This window comes from Kushneria phosphatilytica (assembly GCF_008247605.1).
Taxonomy (GTDB): domain Bacteria; phylum Pseudomonadota; class Gammaproteobacteria; order Pseudomonadales; family Halomonadaceae; genus Kushneria; species Kushneria phosphatilytica.
The window spans coordinates 2,742,969-2,764,955 of the sequence record NZ_CP043420.1 but is presented as its reverse complement, the minus strand read 5'-3'; the positions used below and the strand labels follow the sequence as shown (position 1 = coordinate 2,764,955).

The 21,987-nt window shown below is 59.7% G+C and carries 22 protein-coding genes, 1 tRNA gene and 1 riboswitch; of the genes, 11 read left to right on the top strand and 12 right to left on the bottom strand.

The genetic code is table 11. The features are described 5' to 3' along the window. Window positions 1-13 precede the first annotated feature (13 nt). From FY550_RS12730 to FY550_RS12710, 5 genes are all read left to right on the top strand, one after another. Window positions 14-979 (top strand): ABC transporter substrate-binding protein, encoded by a 966-nt coding sequence (locus FY550_RS12730; RefSeq protein ID WP_233350209.1) that lies wholly within the window; start codon window positions 14-16, stop codon window positions 977-979. A 271-nt stretch (window positions 980-1,250) separates the two neighbouring features. Then, the gene (locus FY550_RS12725; RefSeq protein ID WP_070978554.1) at window positions 1,251-2,717 is read left to right on the top strand and encodes an NAD-dependent succinate-semialdehyde dehydrogenase; all 1,467 of its coding nucleotides are present in this window, start codon (window positions 1,251-1,253) and stop codon (window positions 2,715-2,717) included. A 127-nt stretch (window positions 2,718-2,844) separates the two neighbouring features. After that, complete coding sequence (gene eutB, locus FY550_RS12720) at window positions 2,845-3,828, top strand: hydroxyectoine utilization dehydratase EutB (protein WP_070978556.1); 984 nt, start codon at window positions 2,845-2,847, stop codon at window positions 3,826-3,828. Between the two features lie 27 nt (window positions 3,829-3,855). Then, on the top strand, window positions 3,856-4,803 hold the full coding sequence (locus FY550_RS12715; RefSeq protein WP_149054568.1) for a cyclodeaminase: 948 nt from the start codon (window positions 3,856-3,858) through the stop codon (window positions 4,801-4,803). An 83-nt stretch (window positions 4,804-4,886) separates the two neighbouring features. Beyond that, window positions 4,887-5,777, top strand: coding sequence for an NAD-dependent epimerase/dehydratase family protein (locus FY550_RS12710; RefSeq protein ID WP_070978559.1), 891 nt, complete (start codon window positions 4,887-4,889; stop codon window positions 5,775-5,777). A 115-nt stretch (window positions 5,778-5,892) separates the two neighbouring features. Here the strand turns inward: FY550_RS12710 and FY550_RS12705 are convergent, their stop codons facing one another. The 4 genes from FY550_RS12705 to FY550_RS12690 form a co-directional block, all read right to left on the bottom strand. Continuing rightward, window positions 5,893-6,183, bottom strand: coding sequence for a chorismate mutase (locus FY550_RS12705; RefSeq protein ID WP_233350328.1), 291 nt, complete (start codon window positions 6,181-6,183; stop codon window positions 5,893-5,895). 31 nt (window positions 6,184-6,214) lie between these two features. Continuing rightward, a complete protein-coding gene (zwf, locus tag FY550_RS12700) occupies window positions 6,215-7,804 on the bottom strand; it encodes a glucose-6-phosphate dehydrogenase (protein WP_070978567.1) in 1,590 nt (529 codons plus the stop codon). 131 nt (window positions 7,805-7,935) lie between these two features. Beyond that, window positions 7,936-8,898, bottom strand: coding sequence for an N-acetyl-gamma-glutamyl-phosphate reductase (argC, locus tag FY550_RS12695; RefSeq protein WP_070978835.1), 963 nt, complete (start codon window positions 8,896-8,898; stop codon window positions 7,936-7,938). A gap of 68 nt (window positions 8,899-8,966) precedes the next feature. Next, window positions 8,967-9,926 carry a D-2-hydroxyacid dehydrogenase family protein gene (locus FY550_RS12690; protein ID WP_070978571.1) on the bottom strand — a complete coding sequence of 320 codons (960 nt, stop codon included), beginning with the start codon at window positions 9,924-9,926 and terminating at the stop codon, window positions 8,967-8,969. A gap of 159 nt (window positions 9,927-10,085) precedes the next feature. Between FY550_RS12690 and FY550_RS12685 the strand changes: the two genes are divergently transcribed. Next, the gene (locus tag FY550_RS12685; RefSeq protein WP_149054567.1) at window positions 10,086-10,856 is read left to right on the top strand and encodes an EAL domain-containing protein; all 771 of its coding nucleotides are present in this window, start codon (window positions 10,086-10,088) and stop codon (window positions 10,854-10,856) included. Between the two features lie 47 nt (window positions 10,857-10,903). Here FY550_RS12685 and FY550_RS12680 read toward each other — a convergent pair whose 3' ends face one another. Continuing rightward, window positions 10,904-11,968 carry a type I phosphomannose isomerase catalytic subunit gene (locus FY550_RS12680; protein WP_149054566.1) on the bottom strand — a complete coding sequence of 355 codons (1,065 nt, stop codon included), beginning with the start codon at window positions 11,966-11,968 and terminating at the stop codon, window positions 10,904-10,906. Window positions 11,969-12,143: 175 nt separating this feature from the next. On the opposite strand from FY550_RS12680, the gene FY550_RS12675 reads away from it, so the two are divergent. Further along, window positions 12,144-13,070: an alpha/beta hydrolase gene (locus tag FY550_RS12675; protein ID WP_070978581.1), complete on the top strand. Its 927-nt coding sequence runs from the start codon at window positions 12,144-12,146 to the stop codon at window positions 13,068-13,070. A gap of 38 nt (window positions 13,071-13,108) precedes the next feature. Further along, window positions 13,109-13,627 (top strand): copper resistance protein NlpE N-terminal domain-containing protein, encoded by a 519-nt coding sequence (locus tag FY550_RS12670; protein WP_070978584.1) that lies wholly within the window; start codon window positions 13,109-13,111, stop codon window positions 13,625-13,627. A gap of 30 nt (window positions 13,628-13,657) precedes the next feature. On the opposite strand, the gene FY550_RS12665 is transcribed toward FY550_RS12670, so the two are convergent. Both FY550_RS12665 and FY550_RS12660 read right to left on the bottom strand, forming a co-directional pair. Continuing rightward, window positions 13,658-13,999 carry a 4a-hydroxytetrahydrobiopterin dehydratase gene (locus FY550_RS12665; RefSeq protein ID WP_070978586.1) on the bottom strand — a complete coding sequence of 114 codons (342 nt, stop codon included), beginning with the start codon at window positions 13,997-13,999 and terminating at the stop codon, window positions 13,658-13,660. A gap of 175 nt (window positions 14,000-14,174) precedes the next feature. Then, a complete protein-coding gene (locus FY550_RS12660) occupies window positions 14,175-14,858 on the bottom strand; it encodes an energy-coupling factor ABC transporter permease (protein WP_149054565.1) in 684 nt (227 codons plus the stop codon). Window positions 14,859-14,910: 52 nt separating this feature from the next. Then, window positions 14,911-15,117: riboswitch (cobalamin riboswitch) on the bottom strand. A gap of 235 nt (window positions 15,118-15,352) precedes the next feature. Between FY550_RS12660 and FY550_RS12655 the strand changes: the two genes are divergently transcribed. Continuing rightward, window positions 15,353-15,787, top strand: a complete 435-nt coding sequence (locus tag FY550_RS12655; RefSeq protein WP_070978588.1) for a hypothetical protein — start codon at window positions 15,353-15,355, stop codon at window positions 15,785-15,787. A gap of 363 nt (window positions 15,788-16,150) precedes the next feature. Here FY550_RS12655 and FY550_RS12650 read toward each other — a convergent pair whose 3' ends face one another. After that, window positions 16,151-17,197: a hypothetical protein gene (locus tag FY550_RS12650; protein WP_139148698.1), complete on the bottom strand. Its 1,047-nt coding sequence runs from the start codon at window positions 17,195-17,197 to the stop codon at window positions 16,151-16,153. Window positions 17,198-17,331: 134 nt separating this feature from the next. Here FY550_RS12650 and FY550_RS12645 point away from each other — a divergent pair, with 134 nt between their 5' ends. Then, window positions 17,332-18,267 carry a homocysteine S-methyltransferase family protein gene (locus FY550_RS12645; protein WP_070978595.1) on the top strand — a complete coding sequence of 312 codons (936 nt, stop codon included), beginning with the start codon at window positions 17,332-17,334 and terminating at the stop codon, window positions 18,265-18,267. Between the two features lie 111 nt (window positions 18,268-18,378). On the opposite strand, the gene FY550_RS12640 is transcribed toward FY550_RS12645, so the two are convergent. The 3 genes from FY550_RS12640 to FY550_RS12630 all read right to left on the bottom strand — a co-directional run bounded on the left by FY550_RS12640 (window position 18,379) and on the right by FY550_RS12630 (window position 19,999). After that, a tRNA-Ser gene (locus FY550_RS12640) sits at window positions 18,379-18,468 on the bottom strand. A 112-nt stretch (window positions 18,469-18,580) separates the two neighbouring features. After that, window positions 18,581-19,270 carry a DUF2076 domain-containing protein gene (locus FY550_RS12635; RefSeq protein ID WP_070978597.1) on the bottom strand — a complete coding sequence of 230 codons (690 nt, stop codon included), beginning with the start codon at window positions 19,268-19,270 and terminating at the stop codon, window positions 18,581-18,583. Between the two features lie 48 nt (window positions 19,271-19,318). Beyond that, complete coding sequence (locus tag FY550_RS12630) at window positions 19,319-19,999, bottom strand: HAD-IA family hydrolase (RefSeq protein ID WP_070978600.1); 681 nt, start codon at window positions 19,997-19,999, stop codon at window positions 19,319-19,321. A 124-nt stretch (window positions 20,000-20,123) separates the two neighbouring features. Here FY550_RS12630 and kdgK point away from each other — a divergent pair, with 124 nt between their 5' ends. Next, window positions 20,124-21,056: a 2-dehydro-3-deoxygluconokinase gene (gene kdgK / locus FY550_RS12625; protein WP_199287808.1), complete on the top strand. Its 933-nt coding sequence runs from the start codon at window positions 20,124-20,126 to the stop codon at window positions 21,054-21,056. A gap of 45 nt (window positions 21,057-21,101) precedes the next feature. Here the strand turns inward: kdgK and FY550_RS12620 are convergent, their stop codons facing one another. After that, window positions 21,102-21,863, bottom strand: coding sequence for an FCD domain-containing protein (locus FY550_RS12620; protein WP_070978603.1), 762 nt, complete (start codon window positions 21,861-21,863; stop codon window positions 21,102-21,104). Window positions 21,864-21,987 lie beyond the last annotated feature (124 nt).

Here is a 21,987-nt window from a genome sequence, read left to right as displayed (position 1 = left end):
AGGGATAAGCAGAATGCGAACAGGGCATATGGCAAAGGGTCGACACTCTCTGGCACTGGGTATCGGTACACTGATGCTGTCGATACTGGCAGGGTGCTCGGGAGGCGATGACGATTCGCAGCAGACTTCCGAGTCAAAAGAGAGCGGTGGTGATAAGACCGTAACCATCGGCTCGACCAACTTTTCCGAGCAACTGGTGCTGGCCAATATTTATGCTGATGTCCTGCGTGAGCGCGGTGTAAACGTCAATACCCGGCTCAACCTGGGGTCGCGCGAGGTGGTGTTCCCGGCGTTGCAGAATGGCGAAGTTGATGTGCTGCCGGAATATACCGGCGCAGTACTGGCCTATCTCGATCAGAAAGGCGAGTACAGTGATGCCAAAAGCAGCGAGGAAGTCGGTTCGGCACTCGACAAGGTGCTGCCGGAGTCACTGACGGCATTGAAGTACTCTCCGGCCCAGGACCGTGACGTGCTGGTGGTAACCAGTGAGACGGCCTCGAAATACAACCTGCAGACGATCGGCGATCTGGCTCCGGTGGCGGGCGAGCTGACCCTGGGAGGCCCCCCCGAAACCCGTACCCGTGATGCGGGTGTTCCCGGGCTCAAGCGTGTCTACAACGTAACCTTCGGCAACTTTCGCTCGCTCGATGCCGGTGGGCCGCTGACACGAGGCGCGCTCGCTGACGGGGATATCGATGTGGCACGGATGTTCTCCTCACAGGGTGCCATCGTGCAGAATCACTGGGTCATTCTGGAGGATGATCAGAATCTGGTGCCGGCCCAGAATATCGTCCCGATCGCGCGGCGTGATGCGCTCAATCCAACTGTGCGTGATGCGCTCAATGCTGTCTCTGCGAAGCTGACAACCGAAGAGTTGCAGGCCATGAATCGTCAGGTCGAGGTCGACAAGGCGGATCCGGCCAGCGTGGCGCAGCAGTGGTTTGATGATCACTTCAACGCAGCTGCCAATGATCAGTAGCCTCTGATGGGCTGATATCGAGGTTACCTTACGGCGCTGTCCTGCCTGGACAGCGCCGTTTTCATATCAGAGGAACGGTGGCCGGCATGCCCTGCAACCCATGGGCCGGCCTGCACGCTCATGTGCCAAAAAAACGCCAGGGTGCACCACGCTGCAGGAAAAAAATGGCATTCATGAGCTGCCAGGTTCGAAAAGAAATTGCGGCGCCAATGCACCACCCTGTCAGCAGACCATTCCGGCTATCAGGACACCTGCATTCGGGAGAGCCATCATGCAGCTCAACGATCCACGTCTTTTTCGTCAACTGGCCTATGTAGGCGGCAAATGGACTGCCGGCAGCCAGGGCAGCGATGAACCGGTACTCGATCCCGCCAATGGTGAGGTGATCGGACACTGTACCCTGCTGGAACCGGAGCAGATTACCGATGCCGTGACGGCTGCGGAGGAAGCGTTTGCCGGCTGGCGCTCGATGACGGTCAATGAGCGCGCGCATTGCCTGCACGAATGGTACCGCCTGTTACATGAGCACAAGGAAGATCTCGCGCAACTGATGACGCTTGAGCAGGGCAAGCCACTGGGGGACGCCCGGGGCGAGGTCGACTATGGCGCCAGCTTCATCCAGTGGTTTGCCGAGGAGGCGCGCCGCGCCTATGGCACCACCATCCCGAGCCACATACCCAACGCGGCTCTGGGCACGATCAAGGAGCCGGTCGGCGTTTCGGTGATGTTCACGCCGTGGAACTTTCCGCTGGCGATGATTACCCGCAAGGCGGGGGCTGCGCTGGCCGCCGGTTGCCCGGTCGTCGTCAAGCCGGCCAATGAGACACCTTTCACGGCACTGGCACTGGCCGAGCTGGCTGAACGGGCCGGCATTCCGGCCGGCATTTTCAATGTGGTCACCGGCGAGCCCGCTACCGTCTCCGAGATTCTCTGTAACGACACTCGAGTGCGTTCGATCTCGCTGACCGGGTCGACACGTGTCGGCAAGCTATTGCTGCGCCAGAGTGCTTCCAGCGTCAAGCGGACTTCGCTGGAGCTTGGTGGTAATGCGCCTTTCATTGTCTGCGATGATGTTGATATCGACGAGGCAGCTGCCCATGCGGTAGCCGCCAAGTTTCAGACTGCCGGACAGGATTGCCTGGCTGCCAACCGGATTTTCGTTCATCGACGCATTTATGATCGTTTCCTCGAACGCTTTGCGGTCCATATGAAAGCGCTCAAGGTGGGCAGCGGCATGATGGAGGTCGACATCGGCCCGCTGATTCACAAGCGTGCCGTGGATACGGCCAACGAGCTGGTCGAGGATGCGCTGGAGAAAGGGGGACGACTGATTGCCGGCGATCAGTCCATGGCACCCGGCGCGAACTTCTTCATGCCGACCCTGATGGCCGATGTCACCTCCAGCATGCGTATCTTCCGTGAGGAGAATTTTGCACCGGTGGCTGGCGTTTGCCTTTTTGATGACGATGATGAAGTGATCCGCGCGGCCAATGATACCGAATATGGCCTGGCGGCCTATGTCTACAGCAACGACGTGCGTCGAATCTGGAAGATGATGCGCGGACTCGATTACGGCATGGTCAGCGTCAATACCATGAAGATGACCGGCGCTCCGATCCCCTTTGGTGGCGTCAAGCAGTCCGGCCTGGGCCGCGAAGGAGGGCATGCCGGCCTTGAGGAGTACCTTGATACCAAGTACTACTGCCTGGGGAACATGCCAAGCTACAGTGGCAGCTGAGAGACCTGTCGCTCGCAGCACCCTCTTCCGGTATGAAGCATGCTTGCCGCAGCCCCATGAGGGGGGGTTGCGGTGAGCCTCTGATCCGATATTTACCGGCCATTGCCCGAGGCCTTCAGGGAGTCTCATGTCCCGCAATCTGCCCGTGACCCTTCACGATATCTATCTTGCTCGTGCCCGAATCGCCGGGCAGGCAGCGAGAACACCATTGATTCGCTCTCATGCGCTGTCGGCGCGTTTCGAAGCCGAGGTTTATCTCAAGCTCGAGACGCTGCAGCCTACTGGTGCCTTCAAGCTGCGTGGTGCACTCAACTGCATTGCGGCACTCGACTCGGCTCAGCTTGAGCGTGGCGTCACCACCGCTTCGACCGGCAATCATGGTCGGGCTGTGGCCTGGGCGGCTGCCCGGTTGGGCGCACGGGCGATTATCTGCGTTTCCGAGCTGGTACCGCGCAACAAGGTGGCAGCGATCGAGGCGCTGGGGGCCGAAGCGCGAGTCATCGGCCGTTCACAGGACGACGCTTTTGTCGAGGCGCGCCGGCTGGTGGACGAGGAGGGCATGGCGCTGATCGAGCCGTTCGACGACCCACTGATTACCGCCGGGCAGGGTACCATCGGCCTGGAGCTGATGGAGGATCTGCCCGAGCTGGATCAGGTGCTGATCGGTCTTTCCGGCGGGGGGCTGCTGGGGGGCATTGGCCGTGCGGTCAAGGGCATCAATCCGGCAGTACAGGTCAATGGCATCAGCATGATGGCCGGGGCAGCAATGATCGAGAGCCTGGCGGTCGGCCATCCGGTGGCCGTCGAAGAGCAGGAGAGTCTGGCAGATTCGCTGGGAGGCGGCATTGGTCTGGAGAATCGCGTGACCTTCGCACTGGTGCGCGAGGTCATGGATCGTCATTTCCAGGTGTCCGAGCCCGCTATCGCGCGGGCCATGGTGCACTTTTTCGAACAGGAGAAGATGCTGGTAGAGGGAGCGGCCGCAATCGGCGTGGCTGCTCTGGAAGAGCATCGTCTCGATATCCGCGGCCAGCGGGTGGCGCTGATTGTTTCCGGCAATGGTATCGATGCCGATACTTTCATGCGTGCCCGCGACATGGCCGCTGACTGACAGTTTATCGAACAGCAGGGAGGCAGTGTGGAACTCTACAATCGCGAACAGATCAGCGCGGTGGTGCAGCTCGATCACGAGGCGCTGTCGGCGGTCGAGGCCGGTTTTCGGGCGCTCGGAGAGGGCAGCGTGGTTCAGCCGCCCATCCTGTCGATGCCGATCGAGGAGTCCAACGGCGAAGTCGACGTCAAAACGGCTCATATTCGTGGTAACGACAGTTTCGCCATCAAGGTCAGTCCCGGTTTTTTCGATAACCCGAAGCTTGGATTGCCCAGCCTCAACGGGTTGATGATCGTTTTCTCGGCGAAGACCGGGCTGGTTGAGGCGGTACTGTTCGACGAGGGGTATCTGACCGATGTGCGTACCGCACTGGCGGGGGCCATTGCAGCGAAACATCTCGCCAGAAGCGACAGTCGTCGTGCCACTGTACTGGGGGCCGGTGTTCAGGCCGAGTTGCAGATTGCAGCGCTCAAACTGGTGCGCGATATCGACACGCTTGATGTCTGGGCTCGGGATCGTGACAAGGCAGAAGGTTATGCCGAGCGCATGCGCCGTGACTACGGTCTGAGCGTCAATGTGCATGACGATATCGCTGCAGCCTGCCGTGACGCCGATATCATCGTGACCACGACGCCGGCGAAACGGCCGATACTGGATGGCGCCCATCTGCCCAAAGGCGTGCATGTCACCGCCATGGGGTCTGACAGCCCCGAGAAGCGCGAACTGGATACTTCAGTGATGGAACGGGCCGATACCTTTGTGGCCGATACGCGCGCCCAGAGCGAGCACAATGGCGAACTCAAGGCATACGCCGGCCATGTCCCGCCTTTCGAGGTGCTTGAGCTGGGCCGGGTGATTGCCTCCGGTCAGGGACCGCGTACCTCATCTGACCAGATCACCGTTTGCGACCTGACCGGTACCGGGGTGCAGGACACCGCCATTGCCGGGTTTGCACTGAAAAAGCTGGTGGCATAGGGCGCAGAGAGGCCTGGTGCTGGCGGCGGGTCAGTTCGTTCCTTGCTAGAGTGTCATGATCGTTTCATCAATCGGGACACCTCATGCGCATTCTGTTTACGGGTGGGAGCGGCAAGGCCGGCCGTCATGCGACCGCTTATCTTCGCGATCAGGGCCACCGGGTCACCAATCTGGACTGGGCGATGTCCGACACGCCCGGTATCGCGCACCTGACCACCGATCTGACCGACGCAGGTCAGGTCTTCAACGCCTGCCGGGCCTACGCCAGCCTTGATGAGCTGACACCGGGCACTGGCGTGCCACATTACGATGCCATCGTCCATTTCGCGGCCATACCGGCCATTTTGCACCGGCCGGACAATGAGACCTGGCGCATCAATACACTGAGCACCTACAACGTACTGGATGCCGCTACCAAACTGGGTATTCCCAAGGTCATTTTCGCCTCCAGCGAAACCACCTACGGGATCTGCTTTGCCGACGGTGAGAAAAAACCGGAATATCTGCCGGTGGATGAAGACCACCCCACTGTTCCGCAGGACAGCTACGCCATGAGCAAGGTGGTCAACGAGGTCACCGCGCGTTCCTTTCAGGCGCGTTCGGGTATCGATATCTACGGTCTGCGCATCAACAACGTGATCGAACCCCATGAGTATCGCGAGAAGTTTCCGGCGTTCATGGATGATCCTGCCCTGCGCCGCCGTAACATTTTTGCCTATATCGATGCCCGCGACCTGGGCCGGATGGTCGATTGCTGTCTGAAAACGGACGGACTGGGCTATCAGGTGTTCAACGTGGCCAATGACGATCTATCGGTAGGTCTGACCAGTGCCGAGGTGATCGAGCGTTTCTACCCGGAGGTGCCGCTCAAGCGCCAGATGGGTGAGTTCGAGACCTTTTACAGCAATGGGAAGGCGCGCCGTCTGGTTGGTTTTGTGCCACAGCATTCCTGGCGGGACGAGCTGGATCAATAACCCTGGTACACGGCAGAAGCGGTTCTGCAGAAGGGCCGCTGACGTGTCCGGTTTTCGGGTTGACGAAACAGGGAGGGCGCGCCCTCCCTGTTTTTCTGCCTGATCACGAAAGCAATCAGTCGTTGTGGCCCTGGTGGGTACGCATCTCGGCCTCAATGAAGGCCGAGATCATGGCTCGATAAACCTTCTCAACCACTTCGGGGTCAGCCTGCTGTTCTCCAGCTATGGTGCGCACCCTTGCGATGACATGCTCAACGCGCTGAGGCGCTTTTACTTCCTGCTCATCGCGCTTGAAGCCGGCTGCCTGATCGACATACTGGCCGCGCTCGGCGATCAGGGCGACGATCTCATGGTCGATACGGTTGATATGCTGGCGTACCTCTTCCAGAGACTGGCAGTGGTGCACTTCGCTCAATTCGGCTCTCCTGGCGAGAAATTCACTTGCGTCGCTGTCCACCGGGGATCGGCGCCTTGCCGGGGCCGGTGACTTCACCAACCTTGTGCCATTCACGGCCGTCGCGCCGGAGCATCTCGTGGGCACTTTCGGGGCCATCCTCGCCGGCTGCGTAGCCGTCAACGCTGTCATCCTCTTCCCAGGCATCCAGGAAAGGCTGTACGGCACGCCAGCCGTTCTCGATGGTGTCGACCCGCTGAAACAGCATCTGGTCGCCGGTCAGACAGTCATAGACCAGCGTTTCATAGCCGGTTGTCGCCGGCAGGTCGTAGAAGTCCTTGTAGGCGAAGCCCATCTTGATGGTATCCATATCCAGTGTCGGCCCGGGGCGCTTGGCCTGGAAGTCGAACCAGAGCCCTTCGTTGGGCTGGATCTGGATCACCAGGTAATTGGAGCCGAGCTGATCGACATTGGTATTGTCAGTGTTGCGGAACTGGGCGTAAGGCGCCGGCTTGAAGCAGATGGTGATTTCGGTATCACGGGCGCTCATGCGCTTGCCGGTACGCAGATAGAAGGGCACACCGACCCAGCGCCAGTTGTCGACCATGACTTTCATGCCGGCATAGGTTTCGGTATTGCTGTTCTCGTCCACACCGGGCTCTTCACGGTAGCCGGGAACCGATTCACCCTTGATATTGCCGGCCCGGTATTGACCGCGTACCGAATTGTCCCGGGCATCCTCCTTTGACCACGGTCGGATAGCGCCCAGCACCTTGGCCTTTTCGCTGCGCAGGGCGTCGGCACTGAAGGAGGCCGGGGGCTCGATGGCGACCATGGCCAGCAGTTGGAAGAGATGATTGGGCACCATGTCGCGCAGGGCGCCGTTCTTGTCATAGAAGGCAGCCCGCTGTTCGACACCGACTGTCTCGGCGGCCGTGATCTGGATATGATCGATATAGTGATTGTTCCAGAAGGGTTCGAACAGCACGTTGGCGAAGCGAGCCACCAAGATGTTCTGGACGGTCTCCTTGCCCAGAAAATGATCAATACGATAGATCTGCTCTTCCTGCATCACGGAGAGCAGACGGGCATTGAGCTCGCGAGCCGATTCCAGATCACGACCGAAGGGCTTCTCGACCACGACCCGCCGATAGCTATCACTGCTCTCCTTCAGCAATCCGGCCTGCCCCAGATTTTCCGCGATTTCAGCAAAGAAGCGGGGGGCCGTGGCCAGATAGAACAGCGCGTTCTTGCCCTCACGCTGTCCGATGTACTCCTCGATCCGCTGGAAGGTCTCGTCCTCGGTGAAATCACCCTGCATGTAGTGCAACCGTTGCGAGAACTCGCGCCAATGCGTCTCGTCCAGTCCATTGCCGCCGCCCTCGGCATGTTTGTCGGCCGCCTTTTCGGCAATAAAGTCGGTCAGACTGTCACGAAAACTGTCATCGTCGCCTTCGCTGATATCAACGCCGACGATTTCCATGTTCGGGTCGAGCAATCCTTCCCGATCGAGGTTGTACAGGGAGGGAATCAGCAGCCGCTTGGCCAGATCGCCGCTGGCGCCGAACAAAAACATGGTGGTGTTGTCGGCCGCCGGAGCGGATGCGTAATCCCGGGTTTCATCCTGTGCCATGACGCTCGCCTTGTGGTCGCAATGAATATCGGTGTTTTCACCGCTTCTGACCACAGCGTAATGCACTTTGCGCAGATGACGAGGAAATCGGTGCCGCCCGGCGGGGACGCAGGGCGGCAATGGCCGGATGGTCAGGTCGTGGTGCGGGTCAGGCCGGTCGTCTCGTCAAGGCCGAGATGGATGTTCATGTTCTGCACGGCAGCGCCAGCAGCGCCCTTGCCAAGGTTATCCATGCGCAGGGTGAGATTGAGCCGTTCGGCACCGCCGAAGACAAACAGATCAGCCCGATTGGTATCGTTACACCCCTGGACGTCGAAGAAGCCGCGATCGAGGTTGTGCTCATCGTCATCCAGCGCCATGACACGCATGAACGGTTCGTCGCCGTAACGGTCGCGGTAGATGGCGTGGAGCGTGGTGGCATTCGTGCCTGGGGCCAACTCGGCGACATGCAGCGGGATGGTGACAGCGAGTCCTTTCAGGAAAGGGCCGACCACCGGGTTGAAGACCGGATCGCGCGTCAGGCCCCCGTGAAGCCGCATCTCCGGCAGATGCTTGTGTGCCAGATTCAGGGCATAGGGGCGAGGTGCGGCGAGCTGCTCGCTGCTGCCGCCTGATTCGTATTCGGCGATCATGCGCTTGCCACCACCGCTGTAGCCGGTCAGTGAAAAGGCCGAAAGCGGATAATCCGGTGGCAGTATGCCGGCGTCGACCAGCGGACGCACCAGCATGATAAAGGCGCTGGCGTGGCAGCCGACATTGGCAATGCGCTTGCCGGTGCGAAGACGTTCGCGCTGCTCGGGAACCAGCTCCGGCAGACCATAGACCCACTCCGGGTCCGTGCGAAAGGCGGTACTGGCATCAATGATGCAGGTGTCGGGGTTCTCGACCAGGCTTGCGGCCTCGCGCGAGGCATCATCCGGCAGACAGAGAAAGGCGATATCGGCATTGTTGAGCAAGCGGGCTCGTTCGTCGCGGTCGCGACGGCGCTCACTGTCGATGCGCAGCAGTTCGATATCATCGCGACCGGTCAGATAGTCGATCAGCCTGAGACCGGTGGTGCCTTCCTGTCCATCCACATAGACCTGAAATGCCATGCTTGCCTCGCTTGCGATAAAACTCATCGGACTCATTGTGACGCCATCGCCCGATGGATGCCATGGCATCAGGCGAGTTCGCGAATCGGCGTACCGGCCAGAAAGGCTTCTATATCCTCGACCGCTTCACGAAAGTAGGTGGTGTAGTTGGTATCAGCGACATAGCCAAGATGAGGGGTGGTCAGAACATTGGATAGCCTCCGCAGGATATGATCGTCAGGCAGTGGCTCCTGCTCGAACACATCCAGCCCGGCGCCGGCAATGGTGCCGTGCTCCAGTGCTCGAATCATCGCCTGCTGATCGACGATTGCGGCGCGCGAAGTGTTGATCAGCAACGCCGAAGGTTTCATTCGGGCGATCTCGTCGGAACCGAGCAGACCGCGGGTGCGATCACTCAGTTTGAGATGGAGCGAGACGATATCGCTGCGTTCGAGCAGTTCACTCAGCGATGAAGCGAGCGTGACATTGAATTCATGGCAGCGCTCCCGGGTGAGATGTTCGCTCCAGGCCATGACAGGCATCTCGAAGGCCTGTGCGATGCGCGCCATGCGAGCGCCGATATTGCCCAGCCCTACCAGTCCGAGGGTACGTCCGGCGAGGGTCATGCCGACCGTTTGTTGCCAGGGCCCGTTGGTGCGCATGGCGGTGTGTTCGGTGGTCAGATGGCGTGCCAGGCCGAGGATCAGGGCCCAGCTCAGCTCGGTCGGCGGGCGACTGTCGCCCCCGGTGCCACAGACCGTGATGCCGAGTTGGCGAGCGGCCACGAGATCGATCCCGGCATTGCGCATCCCTGAAGTCACGATCAGCCGTAGATTCGGCAGTCCTGCCAGCCGCTCGGCAGTGAGGGGGGTCCGCTCACGCATGATAACCAGAATGTCGAAGGGCCTCAGTCGCGCGATGACGGCGCTGTCCTGTGCCAGATGATCGCTGAAAACCGTGATATCGATGCGATCTTCGAGCGCCTGCCAGTTGGCCCGGGAGCGGGCAGTTCGCTGATAGTCATCGAGAATGGCGCAGCGCAGGGACATGACTTTTCTCCTTGTCATGGAAGACGCACGAACGGTGAGGGCAGGGCTGTTTGACCTAACGTTTGAGGGCAGTTAGCCGTTAATTCGAAGATAGACGCCGGCGCTGTGCCGGTATATTGGTCCATACCGGATCAAGGGATCTGTACTGGAGTGGACGCAATGGCCAATTGTGCCCGGGTCGCCGGTCACTGTAAGCGATGTGATACCGAATTACCCTTTGCCTTTACCATGGCTTTTCAACCCATCGTGGATGTGCAGGAAAAACGTATTGTCACGCACGAGGCACTGGTGCGTGGCCCCCGTGGGGAGTCGGCATTGAGCATTCTGTCCCGGGTGGATGATCGACTGCTCTACCGCTTCGATCAGGCCTGCCGGGTACGTGCCATCGAGCTTGCCAGCGATCTTGGAATGTCGGTCAACCTGTCGATCAACTTCCTGCCCAATGCGGTTTATGAGCCGACGGCCTGTATCCGGAATACTCTGGACACCGCCAACCGACTGAACTGGCATGTTGATCGGCTCAACTTCGAGATCACCGAGACGGAACGTATTCGTGATCGCGGTCATCTCCGCCATATCGTCGAGGCCTATCGGGAGATGGGCTTTCATACGTCGCTGGATGATTTTGGCAGCGGTCATGCCAATCTCGATCTGCTGGTCGAATTGACGCCGGACACCCTCAAACTCGATCTTCAGCTGATTCGTGGCATCCATCGTGATTCGCGGCGCCAGGCGCTGGTGCGCAACACCATTGCACTGGCCGGTGAACTGGGTATCGGCCTGATCGCCGAGGGCATTGAAGTGGTCGAGGAGGCGCGCTGGTTGCGTGATCATGGCGTCACGCGCCAACAGGGGTATTTCTTTGCCCGGCCGGCACTGAATGCGCTCGCCGAGTGCCCTGCCGAGCGCTTTACGCTATTGGCAGGCTGACTCGACGGTAGCGCATGGCCCCAGAGACATCAGTCGCTTTGCCGGTATCAGCGGACCCCGATATCACCCAACTGTTCGATCTCATGCTGGCTGTAACCGGCAGCCATGAGTGGCGCGACAACGTCGTGTTCCAGGTCGGGTTCATAATGCATCAGGACATCGCCCTTGCCGACCAGTTCGATCTCCCCGAGGGCTGCCGGGAGCAGCAGGCTTTCGGCGCGTGGCAATTGCGTCTCTCCGTTGGCCCAGCGCACGGTGATCGGCGCATCCGGGTTGCTGAGCAGCACTGCCCGATCGAATGAACGGCGATAACCCCGGGTGAATACGATACGCTCCATGGCGAACCATGGACCGGCGCAGCAGAACCGGCGCTCGATATGCTCACCGTCATGAATGACCAGCCCCGGGTGCGGTTGACTCTGCTGGTCGAGATTGAGCTGACCGAGTGTGGCCTCGATATTGGCCTCCCACTGTTCCTGCGAAAGAGGGGCTCCATCGGCCATCTCCCATGGCATCGCCTGCTCGAGGATGTCGGCTGTCTGCTGGATTTCTCCCAGCACCACGCCCGGGCCGAAGGAGTGCAGGGTGCCGGCCGGGACATAAAAGGTATCACCAGGACGAAGCGAGTAGCGGTGCATGACGGTATCGTAGTCCTGTGCCAACAGCGCTTCCCGCAACCGTTCATGAGTCACGCCGGCTTTCACACCCAGCAGCAGGGTGGCGCCAGGTTCACACCAGAGGATATGCCAGGCTTCGGTCTTGCCATGATGCCAGATGCCCTGACGGCGCGCGGTGTCGTCATCGGCATGTACATGCACCGGTAACATGCCGGTACCGTCAATGAACTTGTAGAGCAGCGGGAAGTGAGGCGGTCCCTGCCAGTGTGGACCCATCAATGCCTCTTTATGCTGTTCGAACACATCGTGGAGCGACAGCCCCGCCAGTTCACCATTTTCAATCCGGGCGCTGGCGCCTTCGACATCACTGACCTCCCAGGCTTCGGCCACTCGCTTTTGAGTATCAATCGCCTTGCCCAGTCGGGTGCGCAGCCGCTCGCCGCCAAAACATTGGCGCGCCAGAGGAGTAGAGAGCTTCAGGGGATACCATTGCATGATGACACTGCCGTTCGGGATCAAAGTGGGCAGTTTAGTAGATCAGCACCAGCCATGATGGTTTCGCCGTATCAGACTGGCGGGTGTCTTTCCCTGTCGGCTCGTCTATCCTGGGGGCAGGGCGGCCGAATCACGAACGGTCGGTAACTGTCGGATATGCAACCAGGAAAAGGGCATGTCGCTGGATATTCAGGCACGTCGGGTACTGGAGCACATGGCTCGAATGGGAGCGCATCTGCCACTGCAGCCATCCGTTGAACAACTGCGTGCACTGCAGCATGAGCGGACCAGGGTCTTTGCTGGCACGGGCCGAGAGATGGCCCGGGTTGAGGATCGTACGATCGCCGGGGTCGGAGTGCGATGGTACAGACCAGAGGATATCGACACACCATCGCCGCTACTGATCTATTGTCACGGTGGCGGCTTCGTGACCGGTGATCTTGATACCCATGATGTGGTCTGTCGCCATCTGGCGGATGCCGGGCGCGTGCAGGTGGTGGCAGTCGATTATCGACGTGCGCCGGAGCACCCCTTCCCGGCGGCGCTGGAGGATTGCATGAGTGTGCTGACAGCGCTGTATCACGATGCCGACGGTTTCGATATCGATCCTGAACGAATTATCGTGGGTGGCGACAGTGCCGGCGGCAGTCTGGCTGCAGTCATGACGCAGCAGATGCGGGATCGCGCCGAGCTGGCCCTGGCCGGTCAGTTGCTGATCTATCCCTGTACCCGGGGTGATGTCGCGCCGGATTCGCCCTCCCGAAGGCAGCATGCCGAAGGTTACGGTCTGACGCTGGCCGGTATGCGCTGGTATATGGAGGCCTATGCCGCAGGACATGACTTGTACGATGTGCGTCTCTCTCCCTTCTATACGGCCGATCCTGCGGGTCTGCCACCGGCCTTTCTGGCTACTGCCGAACACGATCTGCTGCGCGATGAAGGAGAGGTGTATGGATGGCGCCTGGCCCGGCACGGCGTCATGGTGACGCAGAAGTGCTACCCCGGCACCATTCACGCCTGCATCTGCATGGATGGCGTGCTTGATCGGGGTCGGGAAATGCTGGCGGATGCTGCGCACTGGTTGCGCCTTTACACGAATTGACGATTCGCCATTCATATCATCATTGCAAGGAGAGCATCATGAAGTCATCCAGGCGCGCGATTGCCCTTGGTGGGTTGTGTATTGCACTAGGGCTCGGAGGATGTGCCGGCACGACACACTCCCCCGATCAGCAGGTCAAGGAGGCGCCGGTGTCGCTGACGATGTCGGATGCCTGGCAGGGTGTGCTCCCCTGTGTGGATTGTCAGGGCCTGGAAACCCGGCTGATTCTGATGCGCTCTGGCGTTACGGGGCTGCCTGCCGGCTATGTGATCGATCAGCAGAGCCTCAACGGCCAACAGGATGGGCCGAAGACCAGTCGTACCGGCGACTGGACAATTGAAAAGGGGAGTCTGACGGATCCGAAGGCCACGATCTTTCGGCTGGACCCGGATACCTCCGGAGCGCCCTGTCTCTCCTTCCAGCTGCTCGAAAGCGGTGCCCTGAGAGCACTCGATTGTAATGGTTCACCGCTGCATGCGCCTCGTGAGCCGATTCTTCAACCGGTCCAGCCGCAGCGCAGCGATGCCAGCGAGGCGCCCGGGACGGCCACGCCCTGAGGCGTGGTCGATATGTGACACAACAGGTACTTACCGCTCGATCAGTTCGTCGGTTCGCGCCGCCATGATGAAATCGTTGCGGTGTAGACCGTGAATCTTGTGAGTCCACCACGTGACCGTAACTCGGCCCCATTCGGTCAGCAGCGCCGGATGATGTCCGGCCTGCTCGGCCAGCTCGCCAACCCGGCAGGTGAATTCGAGTGCCTGACGAAAATCACTGAAGGTATAAAGCCGCTCCAGCTGCTGGATACCATGTCTCTCCACCAGTTGCCATTCGGGAATGGCCGGTTTGAGTTCATTGATCTCTTCCACACTCACTCGGGGCGCATCGCGGCGACAGGCGATGCACTGCTGATGGGCCAGTTCGCTCATTGCTTCCTCCTGTCCGGGGTGTGGCATCTCTCCTGTCAGCTCCAGAGTGGCAGTTTCCATCAACGGGTCAACGCCCCATGGGTCGAAATGTAACCGATCCCCCGGAGGCCTGGCCGAATGAACAAGGGCGGCCCTGGCGAGCCGCCCCCAGGGATCAGCGTATGGGGTACGCGATTCAGAGCGCCGCCTGACGCAGCCGACGAGTGAACAGTGGATGGTGTGTGACATGTGAAAGACTTTTGGCACCGGCCAGCACACCCAGATCGATCAATGGCTCAAGCAGAATGACCGACATGTAGGCCATCCCGAAGGTACCTACGCCAACCAGCGTCTCGGCGGTGAAGCCCTCGCCATAAAGTGCCCAGAAGGTAACCCAGGCTACAATGCCCCCCTGGTAGGCGCTCGAGAGTGCCAGCGCCTGACGATAGGTGACATCCACATAGCGGGTATGCGCAGGAATGAGACGCGCGGCCAGTAATCTGAGCCCCCAGAGCGGAACCAGCAGGGTAGTAACGTTCATGCCGTACTGGGGCAGATCAAACGGTGCAAAAAGCAGTCCCTGAAGCAGCAGGCCGAGTGCCAGCCCAATGGCCGCAGGACCGGCACCGAACATCAGAAACAGTGTCGAGCCCAGAATAAGGTGCACTTCGGACACCCCTACGGGCTGATGGGGCAATATCTGGAAGAAGCAGAAGACCAGCAGGGTGGTAATGACACTGCGCCCCAGCAAGGCGACTGCACCCCCATCATGGCGCAGCGTCTCCAGAGCCATTCTGCTGGTCAGACCCAGCGCCCCGACAGCCGTACCATAACTGAGCAGGATTTTGGCGCCTGTAACAACGCCCGGTTCAATATGCATGGGATTATCCTCACTGCACCCACCGTGCAGGACAGGTTGACGATTCGCCGAAGTGGCGCGGCCGATCAGGGCAGGTCTCCTGACTCGCGGTTGTTATGGCTTCGCCTTCCCGGCACGGTGCCAGTGGCATGCTGAAGCGCACTACTCGCTTACAGTTGCGGGGGCAGTCATGGTCTTGGTCGTTCGTCGAAACACCTCACCATGTTCCCTTTTCATCCAGCCCCAGATGGGGCATGGAACCCTGATCGATCATTTTGAAAGTACACATCCGAATTGGATGGCTCAACAGACTTTCGAGAGCTCAGTGGGCAGGATTATTGTGACCTCGTGCTTCCGGACCATCAGTAATCCCCCGCGCCAATACTTCTGCGAGCGTGACTGGACATCACTTCATGAGTGGGTTTTGAACAAAATGGACGCTGGCAGGCTATCCAGTGATGTAACGCGGCGTGAAAATATGTTTAATTGGCCCCCCGCCAACATGGAACACAGCGATGAATCCCTTCGAGCAGCACAGGACGTTCCTGCTTAACGAACACGACCCCGCCGTGGAATCGCTACGCGATCTGACCCTCGCTCTCTACAACAGTCATGCCTATCAATGGCGAGCTCGAGATCTGAGCGATTATGACGCGCATTATCTGGATATTGCCTGGCAACTGATGGCTTCTTTCCATCGCCATGGTGATGAGGACCCGGTGTTCCGTGAAATTGCCAGCGAAATTGTTATTCAGCGCCGGCAGGCACTGGAACAGGCCATTGCTACCGTGAATCGGGATGCCATGCGTATCCGTAGCGAGATTTCCGAGTTGGCAGGGCAGGATGATACTCGGGAGCACAGTGACCTGCTGGCAGAACGCAATCGCGAACTGCTCGAGCTGGAAACGGAAATCAGTATCATGAACGAGCGGCTGGAAAAGCTGGTGTGACATGAAAAAGGGGCCCGAAGGCCCCTGGTACCTTTTCCCTGCCGGATACCGCACCGGCAGATGAGGCAGTTACTTGTCGCGTTGCTGCTGTCTGCGTCGATCCCCGATTCTCATACCCAGCAGGGCGAGCATCGAGAGCGCCAGCAGCAGCAGGGAGGGGGCCATTCGCCAGAGAAAGTCCGTCATGAGTATCACCGCCTGCTTACTGACTTACCGAGTGGACAAGTATAGTCACATTGTAGTGACAATCCAGTGCTACAGCCGAAATTTCCCCGAGCGATAAAGGCGAGCACTGTGGTGGTGCCTGCCGAAGGTGGGATGTTCGGGTGGCATTCGCCGATCAGCTGTCAGGTGGCAACCCGCTTATGGGAGGTCCCGGATCCGCCACTGGATTTCCCGTTCCGGCAGATAGCTACAGAACAGTCCAGTGCGTACCGAATTCGCCAGATGTCTGCCAAGCGCCGGATGCACCGTCGTTGTTCGGCGAATGGCATGACGAATCCTCCATGTCACGGTGGAACGCGCCCGCTCTGCAGCATCTCCCAGTCGCCGCTTGCGACCATCGAGCCCCAGCGCCTTTGAGAGCTCTTCGCTCAGTTGATCCAGTTCGCTGCGTAGCGCATGGGCACGGCCCAGGTCGTTCATGCCCTCCGCTTCGGCCAGCGCTGTCTGAAGCGCAAGCCGGCGGCATCCGATTTCACAACGACTGCGCTCATCCAGTATGGCAGCGCCGGGCGTGGTCTCGATTCGACCAGTCAGCTCAAGGCAGTGCAGGGGTTCTCCCGGCCGCGCCAGCAGACGCGCAATATCCTCCAGTCCTTTCAGGTGGGAGAGCGGAGCCAGGACCCCGGAAAATTCGGCCCACCAGCTGTTCGCTTCCCTGATGAGCTGCGCATGCTGTGCTTCGTTTGGTCGACCCCGAAGTCGAACGGGAAGGCGGGGGCCAGACAGGGGCATATATCGCATAGCCAGGTCAGTAGTTGATACACCGGAGCGAAGGCGGCGATGGAAATCGCTTCGAATGATGGCAGCCAGGGTAGTTGCAAGCCGTGGTACTGCATCGTTGGCAGCATTGAAGGGCGACTGAATCGTATCGTTAAGGGCTTCGTGCCATAACGGCGCCGTATCGGCCCCCGAGATCAGTGTCAGTGCGATGTGCGGTAGATCGGACTTGATTCGCAGGCGAGCGATCAGAAGGTAGTCGGTGTTATGCGGGAGTACTGCCAGCCGAGATGGAGGTTGATCAGGCGTTAGCACCAGTTCGACTATGCCGGAACGCTCCAGTTCGTAGACCAGGCGTTCGCCGACGGCGCGGGCGAGGGCGGTGTGGCCGGGCGGCGTCCCGCCCTGCTCGAATAGCAGGATGGCGACCACCGGTGCCATGTGTGGTTCAGAGGCTTTGGAATTCATCACCAGCACCTCACATCGTGAGGTTCATCCTCACGCCTTATGAAGTGAAAGACGCTTAAGGTGTCACCCTGCAGGATACCCCGCTACCACTGGTGCTTCCAGGCGCTTTCATCACTTCCGGGAGGAGCGATGTCATGGCGAAATACAGATATCATCTGCCACAACTTGACGGCGGACTGTTTCTGACTGATTCAGGCCTCGAGACCACTCTGATCTTTCAGGAGGGGCTGGAGCTGCCCTGTTTTGCTGCATTTCATCTGCTGAAGGATGCAGCGGGTACTGAAGTGCTGCGCGACTACTTCCGGCGACACGTCGACATTGCTCGAGAGTTCGGCACCGGGTTTATCTTCGAAAGTGCAACCTGGCGATCGAGCCCGGACTGGGGCAGGGCGCTGGGCTACTCGAGCACCGAATTGGATATGGCGAATCGCCGGGCAATCGAGCTGCTTCACGAGCTGCGCAAGGCGCGTGAGACCTCGGCCACGCCTTGTGTGATCAGCGGCTGTATCGGTCCCCGGGGAGATGGCTATGATCCTGGCCGGGTCATGACTGCCGACGAAGCCCGGACGTATCATGCTGATCAACTACGGGTCCTGGTTGGCGCGGATGTTGACATGATAACTGCCATTACCATGACCAGTGTAACGGAGGCAGTAGGTATCACGCGCGCCGCCGAGGCCGAGGACGTGCCGGTAGTGATATCGTTCACCGTTGAAACCGACGGCCATCTGCCGACTGGCGAGACGCTGGCCGAGGCGATTAAACAAGTCGACAATGAGACCGGCAGCGTACCTGCCTATTACATGATCAACTGCGCTCATCCGAGCCACTTTGCGGAGGTGCTGACGAATGAGCCATGGATACAGCGACTGCGTGGATTGCGCTGCAATGCTTCGAAGAAGAGTCATGCCGAACTGGATGAGGCGGTAGCGCTCGATGCAGGAGATCCTGAAACGCTTGGTGCCGAGTATGGCCGCCTGCTAGCACGTTTCCCGCACCTCAACGTGTTCGGAGGCTGCTGTGGGACGGATGATCGGCATATCCGGCAGATCTGCCTCTCCTGTCAATGATCGGGCGTGCGGCCAGGGGACCGACAAGCTGTGCTGACAGGTATATCGCCGGTATGTGTCACACATTAAAAAACCGGCTTATTAAAGCCGGTTTTCTTCTCTTTAATACAGTGGCGGAGAGGGAGGGATTCGAACCCTCGGCGGGCGTGAACCCGCTCCGGTTTTCGAGACCGGTGCCTTCGACCACTCGACCACCTCTCCGAGCGGCGCATATGTTACGGGGTGAACCCCGAGTTGTCCACCCCGCTCCGAGCGCGGAAGCGCTACCCCGAACGACGGCAGGGCCTTCATGGGTAGCACGCGATCAGAACACTCAGAGTTCGTCGAAGCCATCGTCGTCGAAGCCCGGCATACCACCGAAATCGGTATCTTCGAACCCGGTGTTGTCGTCCGGGCCACCGGCAAGGCCGTCGTCCATCGGTGCCCCTGCGCTACCCGCATCGATATCGTCGCCGGCAGCGCTGGCCTCGCCAGCGTTCGGATCCTCGATAACATTGACCATCTCTTCGGGCTGATGATGACCGAACATGTCCATCATCAGATTGCCCAGCATGACCCCACCGGCTACCCCGGCGGCTGTCTGCAGGGCACCACCGAGAAATCCGCCGCCTCGACCGCTCATGCCCTGGGCAAAGCCGCGCTGACCCTGGCCGGGCTCGGCGCGTGAGCCCCAGCCTGGTGTCTGCTGTGAGGTGTCGTTGCGGCGCTGTGATGAATGAGCTGCCGGTTCATCCCTGACACCAAACAGTCCGGCCAGAAAGCCTCCGCTGGAGCGCTGTTCGCGGGCTTCGTGCTCCAGTCGTTCCACCCGTGCCTGAAGCCGCTTGAGCGCGGCTTCCTGCATCAGAATGGTCTGTGCCATGTAGTAGGGCGCTGCAGGCTGCTTTTGCACATGCGACTGAATACGCTGCTCGGCTTCATCATCTCGCTCGCCCGTGTTCTCCTCGGCCTTTTTCAGCCGATTGAAAAGATCATCGATCAGACGCTGCTCTTCGGATGCCATGACAGAATCTCCTTTTTCCGGGAACAGGCGGAAGCTATCGCGCCAATGCTATTGGACCGTGGAATCGAGCCGGCGTTGCAGGCGTGCGATGACCTCGGGTAACTGATCGAAGCGTTCGATGGGCCAGGCGCCCTCTGGTGTCGATTCCCGGTCACTGAAGCGGTTGAGGTGGACCACATGCATACCGGCGGCCATGCCGGCTTCCACGCCTACGGGCGCGTCATCGATGACCACACAGCGTTCGGGGTTGAAGCCCATGACTTCTCCGGCATGCCGGTAAAGACCGGGATCAGGCTTCCAGGTGCCGATTTCATAGGCGGAAAAAAGCCGGTCGCCGAAAAATCGCCCGAGCCCGCTGGTTTCCATCGAAAGCCGGATCTTGCGTAATGGCCCATTGGAGGCCACACAACAGGGCTGATCGAGTGTTGCCAGCGTGGTCTCCACCCCTTCGATCGGCTCCAGCGAGGCGCGCATGTGATCTTCCAGTCGGATGCGCATGGTATTTTCGGTACTCTCCCGGTGCTCATCGGAGAGTTGCATGCCATGCTCCTGTTCCATTGCCGCCAGAATTCTGGCGAACTGGACGCCGCGGAACTCTTCCATGTAGCGGCGTGCCTCGAAGGGAAGGCCTGCTTTGGTCAGCGAGTGCTCCAGCGCGCTGGCCAGTAGTGGTTCGCTGTCTACCAGGGTGCCATCGCAGTCGAAAATCAGACAGAAATCAGAGGCCATGGGCGCTCCTTGTGGCGAGTGTGTCAGGAATGCATGAGATGACAGGCTCCTTGTCTGTTCATCATCATGCTCATGAGTGAAGGGTAGCGTTCACGGGACGCTTCGGAAATTGCAGGAGTACGCAGTGAATCAATCCATGGCGCTGATCGGCGAGTGCATGATCGAGCTTCACGGTCGTCGAGAGGAAACATTTCGGCAGGGGTTTGCAGGCGATACCTTCAATACGGCGGTATACCTGGCGCGCCTCTGCGATCAGCAAACCCTGCAGATAGAGTATGTGTCAGCGGTCGGTGACGATACCTTCAGTGAGGCCATGCTGGCCTGCTGGGCGCGGGAAGGCATCGGCCATGCGCTGACAGCCCGGCTGGAAAACCGCCTGCCCGGGCTTTATGTCATTGAAACTGATGCAGCGGGGGAGCGCCATTTTAACTACTGGCGCAGCGAGGCGGCAGCACGGTTCATGTTCGATGACGAGGCCGAGGGCGAACACCGCCTGGCGCAGCTGGCGAACTTCAATACCCTCTATCTTAGCGGCATCACGCTGGCCATTCTGACCGAGAGCGGTCGCGAACGTTTGCTGGAAGCGCTCGCTCGCGCACGGCTACATGGCGCTCGGGTGGTGTTCGATAATAACTATCGTCCGCGACTTTGGGCGGATACAGCGACGGCGCAACGACACTACCGGGCGCTGCTCGAACACGTTGATCTGGTGCTGGCAACCTTCGAGGATGATCAGGCCCTGTATGGTATCGACAGCGTCGAAGAACTGCTGGCGTACTATACCGGGATCGGCCTCGATGAGGTGGTTATCAAGCGAGGCGCACAAAGCTGTATTGTTGTAACGCCGCAGGGGCGCGAGGAGATCGCCGGTGAAGTGGTCGAGCAGGTAGTGGATACCACGGCTGCTGGCGATGCCTTCAGCGCCGGCTACCTGGCCTGTCGCCTGCAGGGAGGCAGCAGCACCGATGCCGCGCGCCAGGGGCATCGGCTGGCGGCAACGGTCATTCAGCACCGGGGTGCGATTATCGATCCCCGTTACATGCCGGCCATGTCATAGCCGTGGGTCAGCCTCGGAACGCTGACCGAATGCCCTGACAAGCTGTCAGTGCGAATTGAACAGATACCCATCGAAGCGAGGGTCATCCGTATCGGAAAGCGTCATCAGTGTCGTCTTGACGTTCTCCAGATGCTGCCACATGGCCTGATGGGCGCCATCACCGTCACGCTTGCGCAGCCGGGCCAGAATGACGTCATGGTCGGCCAGCCAGTTCTCCCGATAGGAAAAATCGAGGATATGGCTGTGCAGTTGCTGCCACATGGCGCTGCGATGACGCTGATCCCAGAGCTGGGTCGCCATCTCGTGCAGCAATGTATTCTGACTGGCTTCGGCGATCCCCAGATGAAAGGCGCGATCGGCCGCATCGGCGTCGGCATGCGGTAGCTTCCGGCTGTGATGCTCATCGAGCGCGCGACGCTCGTCATCGAGCAGCTGTTGAAGATGACGCAGATCCGATTTGGGAATCAGCAGGGCTGCGCTGGCAGCAATGGCGCTTTCCACCACCTGGCGTGCATTGAGCAGTTCGAAGGGGCCGATATCGGCCTCCGGCAAGGCATCGACCGGTGATGTGGTTACTCCGGTATAGCGTGCTTCCTCCCGGGCGCATACATAGGTGCCCGATCCCTTGCGCACACTGACCTGTCCGGCCAGCTCCAGCATGATAAAAGCTTCGCGCACCACGGTGCGACTCACGCCGAAGCGCTCGGCATAGTCGCGCTCGGTTGGCAGTCGATCGCCGGGCGCCAGCGTGCCGGTTTCGATCTCCGCCTCGATCATCCGACCGATGCGCTGATACTGGCGTGTCATGACAGGGTCCTCGCCTGGTATACCAATTCACCATCTCCTGCGCTACTTCCCATATGAGACATGATACTGCCATATCATGAGTCTGCGAAGGAGTGGAAATAACAACTCGAATAAAGCCCTGGTA

Coding starts and splice junctions, on each gene's coding strand:
- FY550_RS12730 (WP_233350209.1), top strand. CDS start 14: ATGCGAACAGGGCATATGGCAAAGGGTCGACACTCTCTGGCACTGGGT.
- FY550_RS12725 (WP_070978554.1), top strand. CDS start 1,251: ATGCAGCTCAACGATCCACGTCTTTTTCGTCAACTGGCCTATGTAGGC.
- eutB (WP_070978556.1), top strand. CDS start 2,845: ATGTCCCGCAATCTGCCCGTGACCCTTCACGATATCTATCTTGCTCGT.
- FY550_RS12710 (WP_070978559.1), top strand. CDS start 4,887: ATGCGCATTCTGTTTACGGGTGGGAGCGGCAAGGCCGGCCGTCATGCG.
- zwf (WP_070978567.1), bottom strand. CDS start 7,804: ATGGCACAGGATGAAACCCGGGATTACGCATCCGCTCCGGCGGCCGAC.
- argC (WP_070978835.1), bottom strand. CDS start 8,898: ATGGCATTTCAGGTCTATGTGGATGGACAGGAAGGCACCACCGGTCTC.
- FY550_RS12690 (WP_070978571.1), bottom strand. CDS start 9,926: ATGTCCCTGCGCTGCGCCATTCTCGATGACTATCAGCGAACTGCCCGC.
- FY550_RS12685 (WP_149054567.1), top strand. CDS start 10,086: ATGGCCAATTGTGCCCGGGTCGCCGGTCACTGTAAGCGATGTGATACC.
- FY550_RS12680 (WP_149054566.1), bottom strand. CDS start 11,968: ATGCAATGGTATCCCCTGAAGCTCTCTACTCCTCTGGCGCGCCAATGT.
- FY550_RS12675 (WP_070978581.1), top strand. CDS start 12,144: ATGTCGCTGGATATTCAGGCACGTCGGGTACTGGAGCACATGGCTCGA.
- FY550_RS12670 (WP_070978584.1), top strand. CDS start 13,109: ATGAAGTCATCCAGGCGCGCGATTGCCCTTGGTGGGTTGTGTATTGCA.
- FY550_RS12665 (WP_070978586.1), bottom strand. CDS start 13,999: ATGAGCGAACTGGCCCATCAGCAGTGCATCGCCTGTCGCCGCGATGCG.
- FY550_RS12660 (WP_149054565.1), bottom strand. CDS start 14,858: ATGCATATTGAACCGGGCGTTGTTACAGGCGCCAAAATCCTGCTCAGT.
- FY550_RS12655 (WP_070978588.1), top strand. CDS start 15,353: ATGAATCCCTTCGAGCAGCACAGGACGTTCCTGCTTAACGAACACGAC.
- FY550_RS12650 (WP_139148698.1), bottom strand. CDS start 17,197: ATGAATTCCAAAGCCTCTGAACCACACATGGCACCGGTGGTCGCCATC.
- FY550_RS12645 (WP_070978595.1), top strand. CDS start 17,332: ATGGCGAAATACAGATATCATCTGCCACAACTTGACGGCGGACTGTTT.
- FY550_RS12635 (WP_070978597.1), bottom strand. CDS start 19,270: ATGGCATCCGAAGAGCAGCGTCTGATCGATGATCTTTTCAATCGGCTG.
- FY550_RS12630 (WP_070978600.1), bottom strand. CDS start 19,999: ATGGCCTCTGATTTCTGTCTGATTTTCGACTGCGATGGCACCCTGGTA.
- FY550_RS12620 (WP_070978603.1), bottom strand. CDS start 21,863: ATGACACGCCAGTATCAGCGCATCGGTCGGATGATCGAGGCGGAGATC.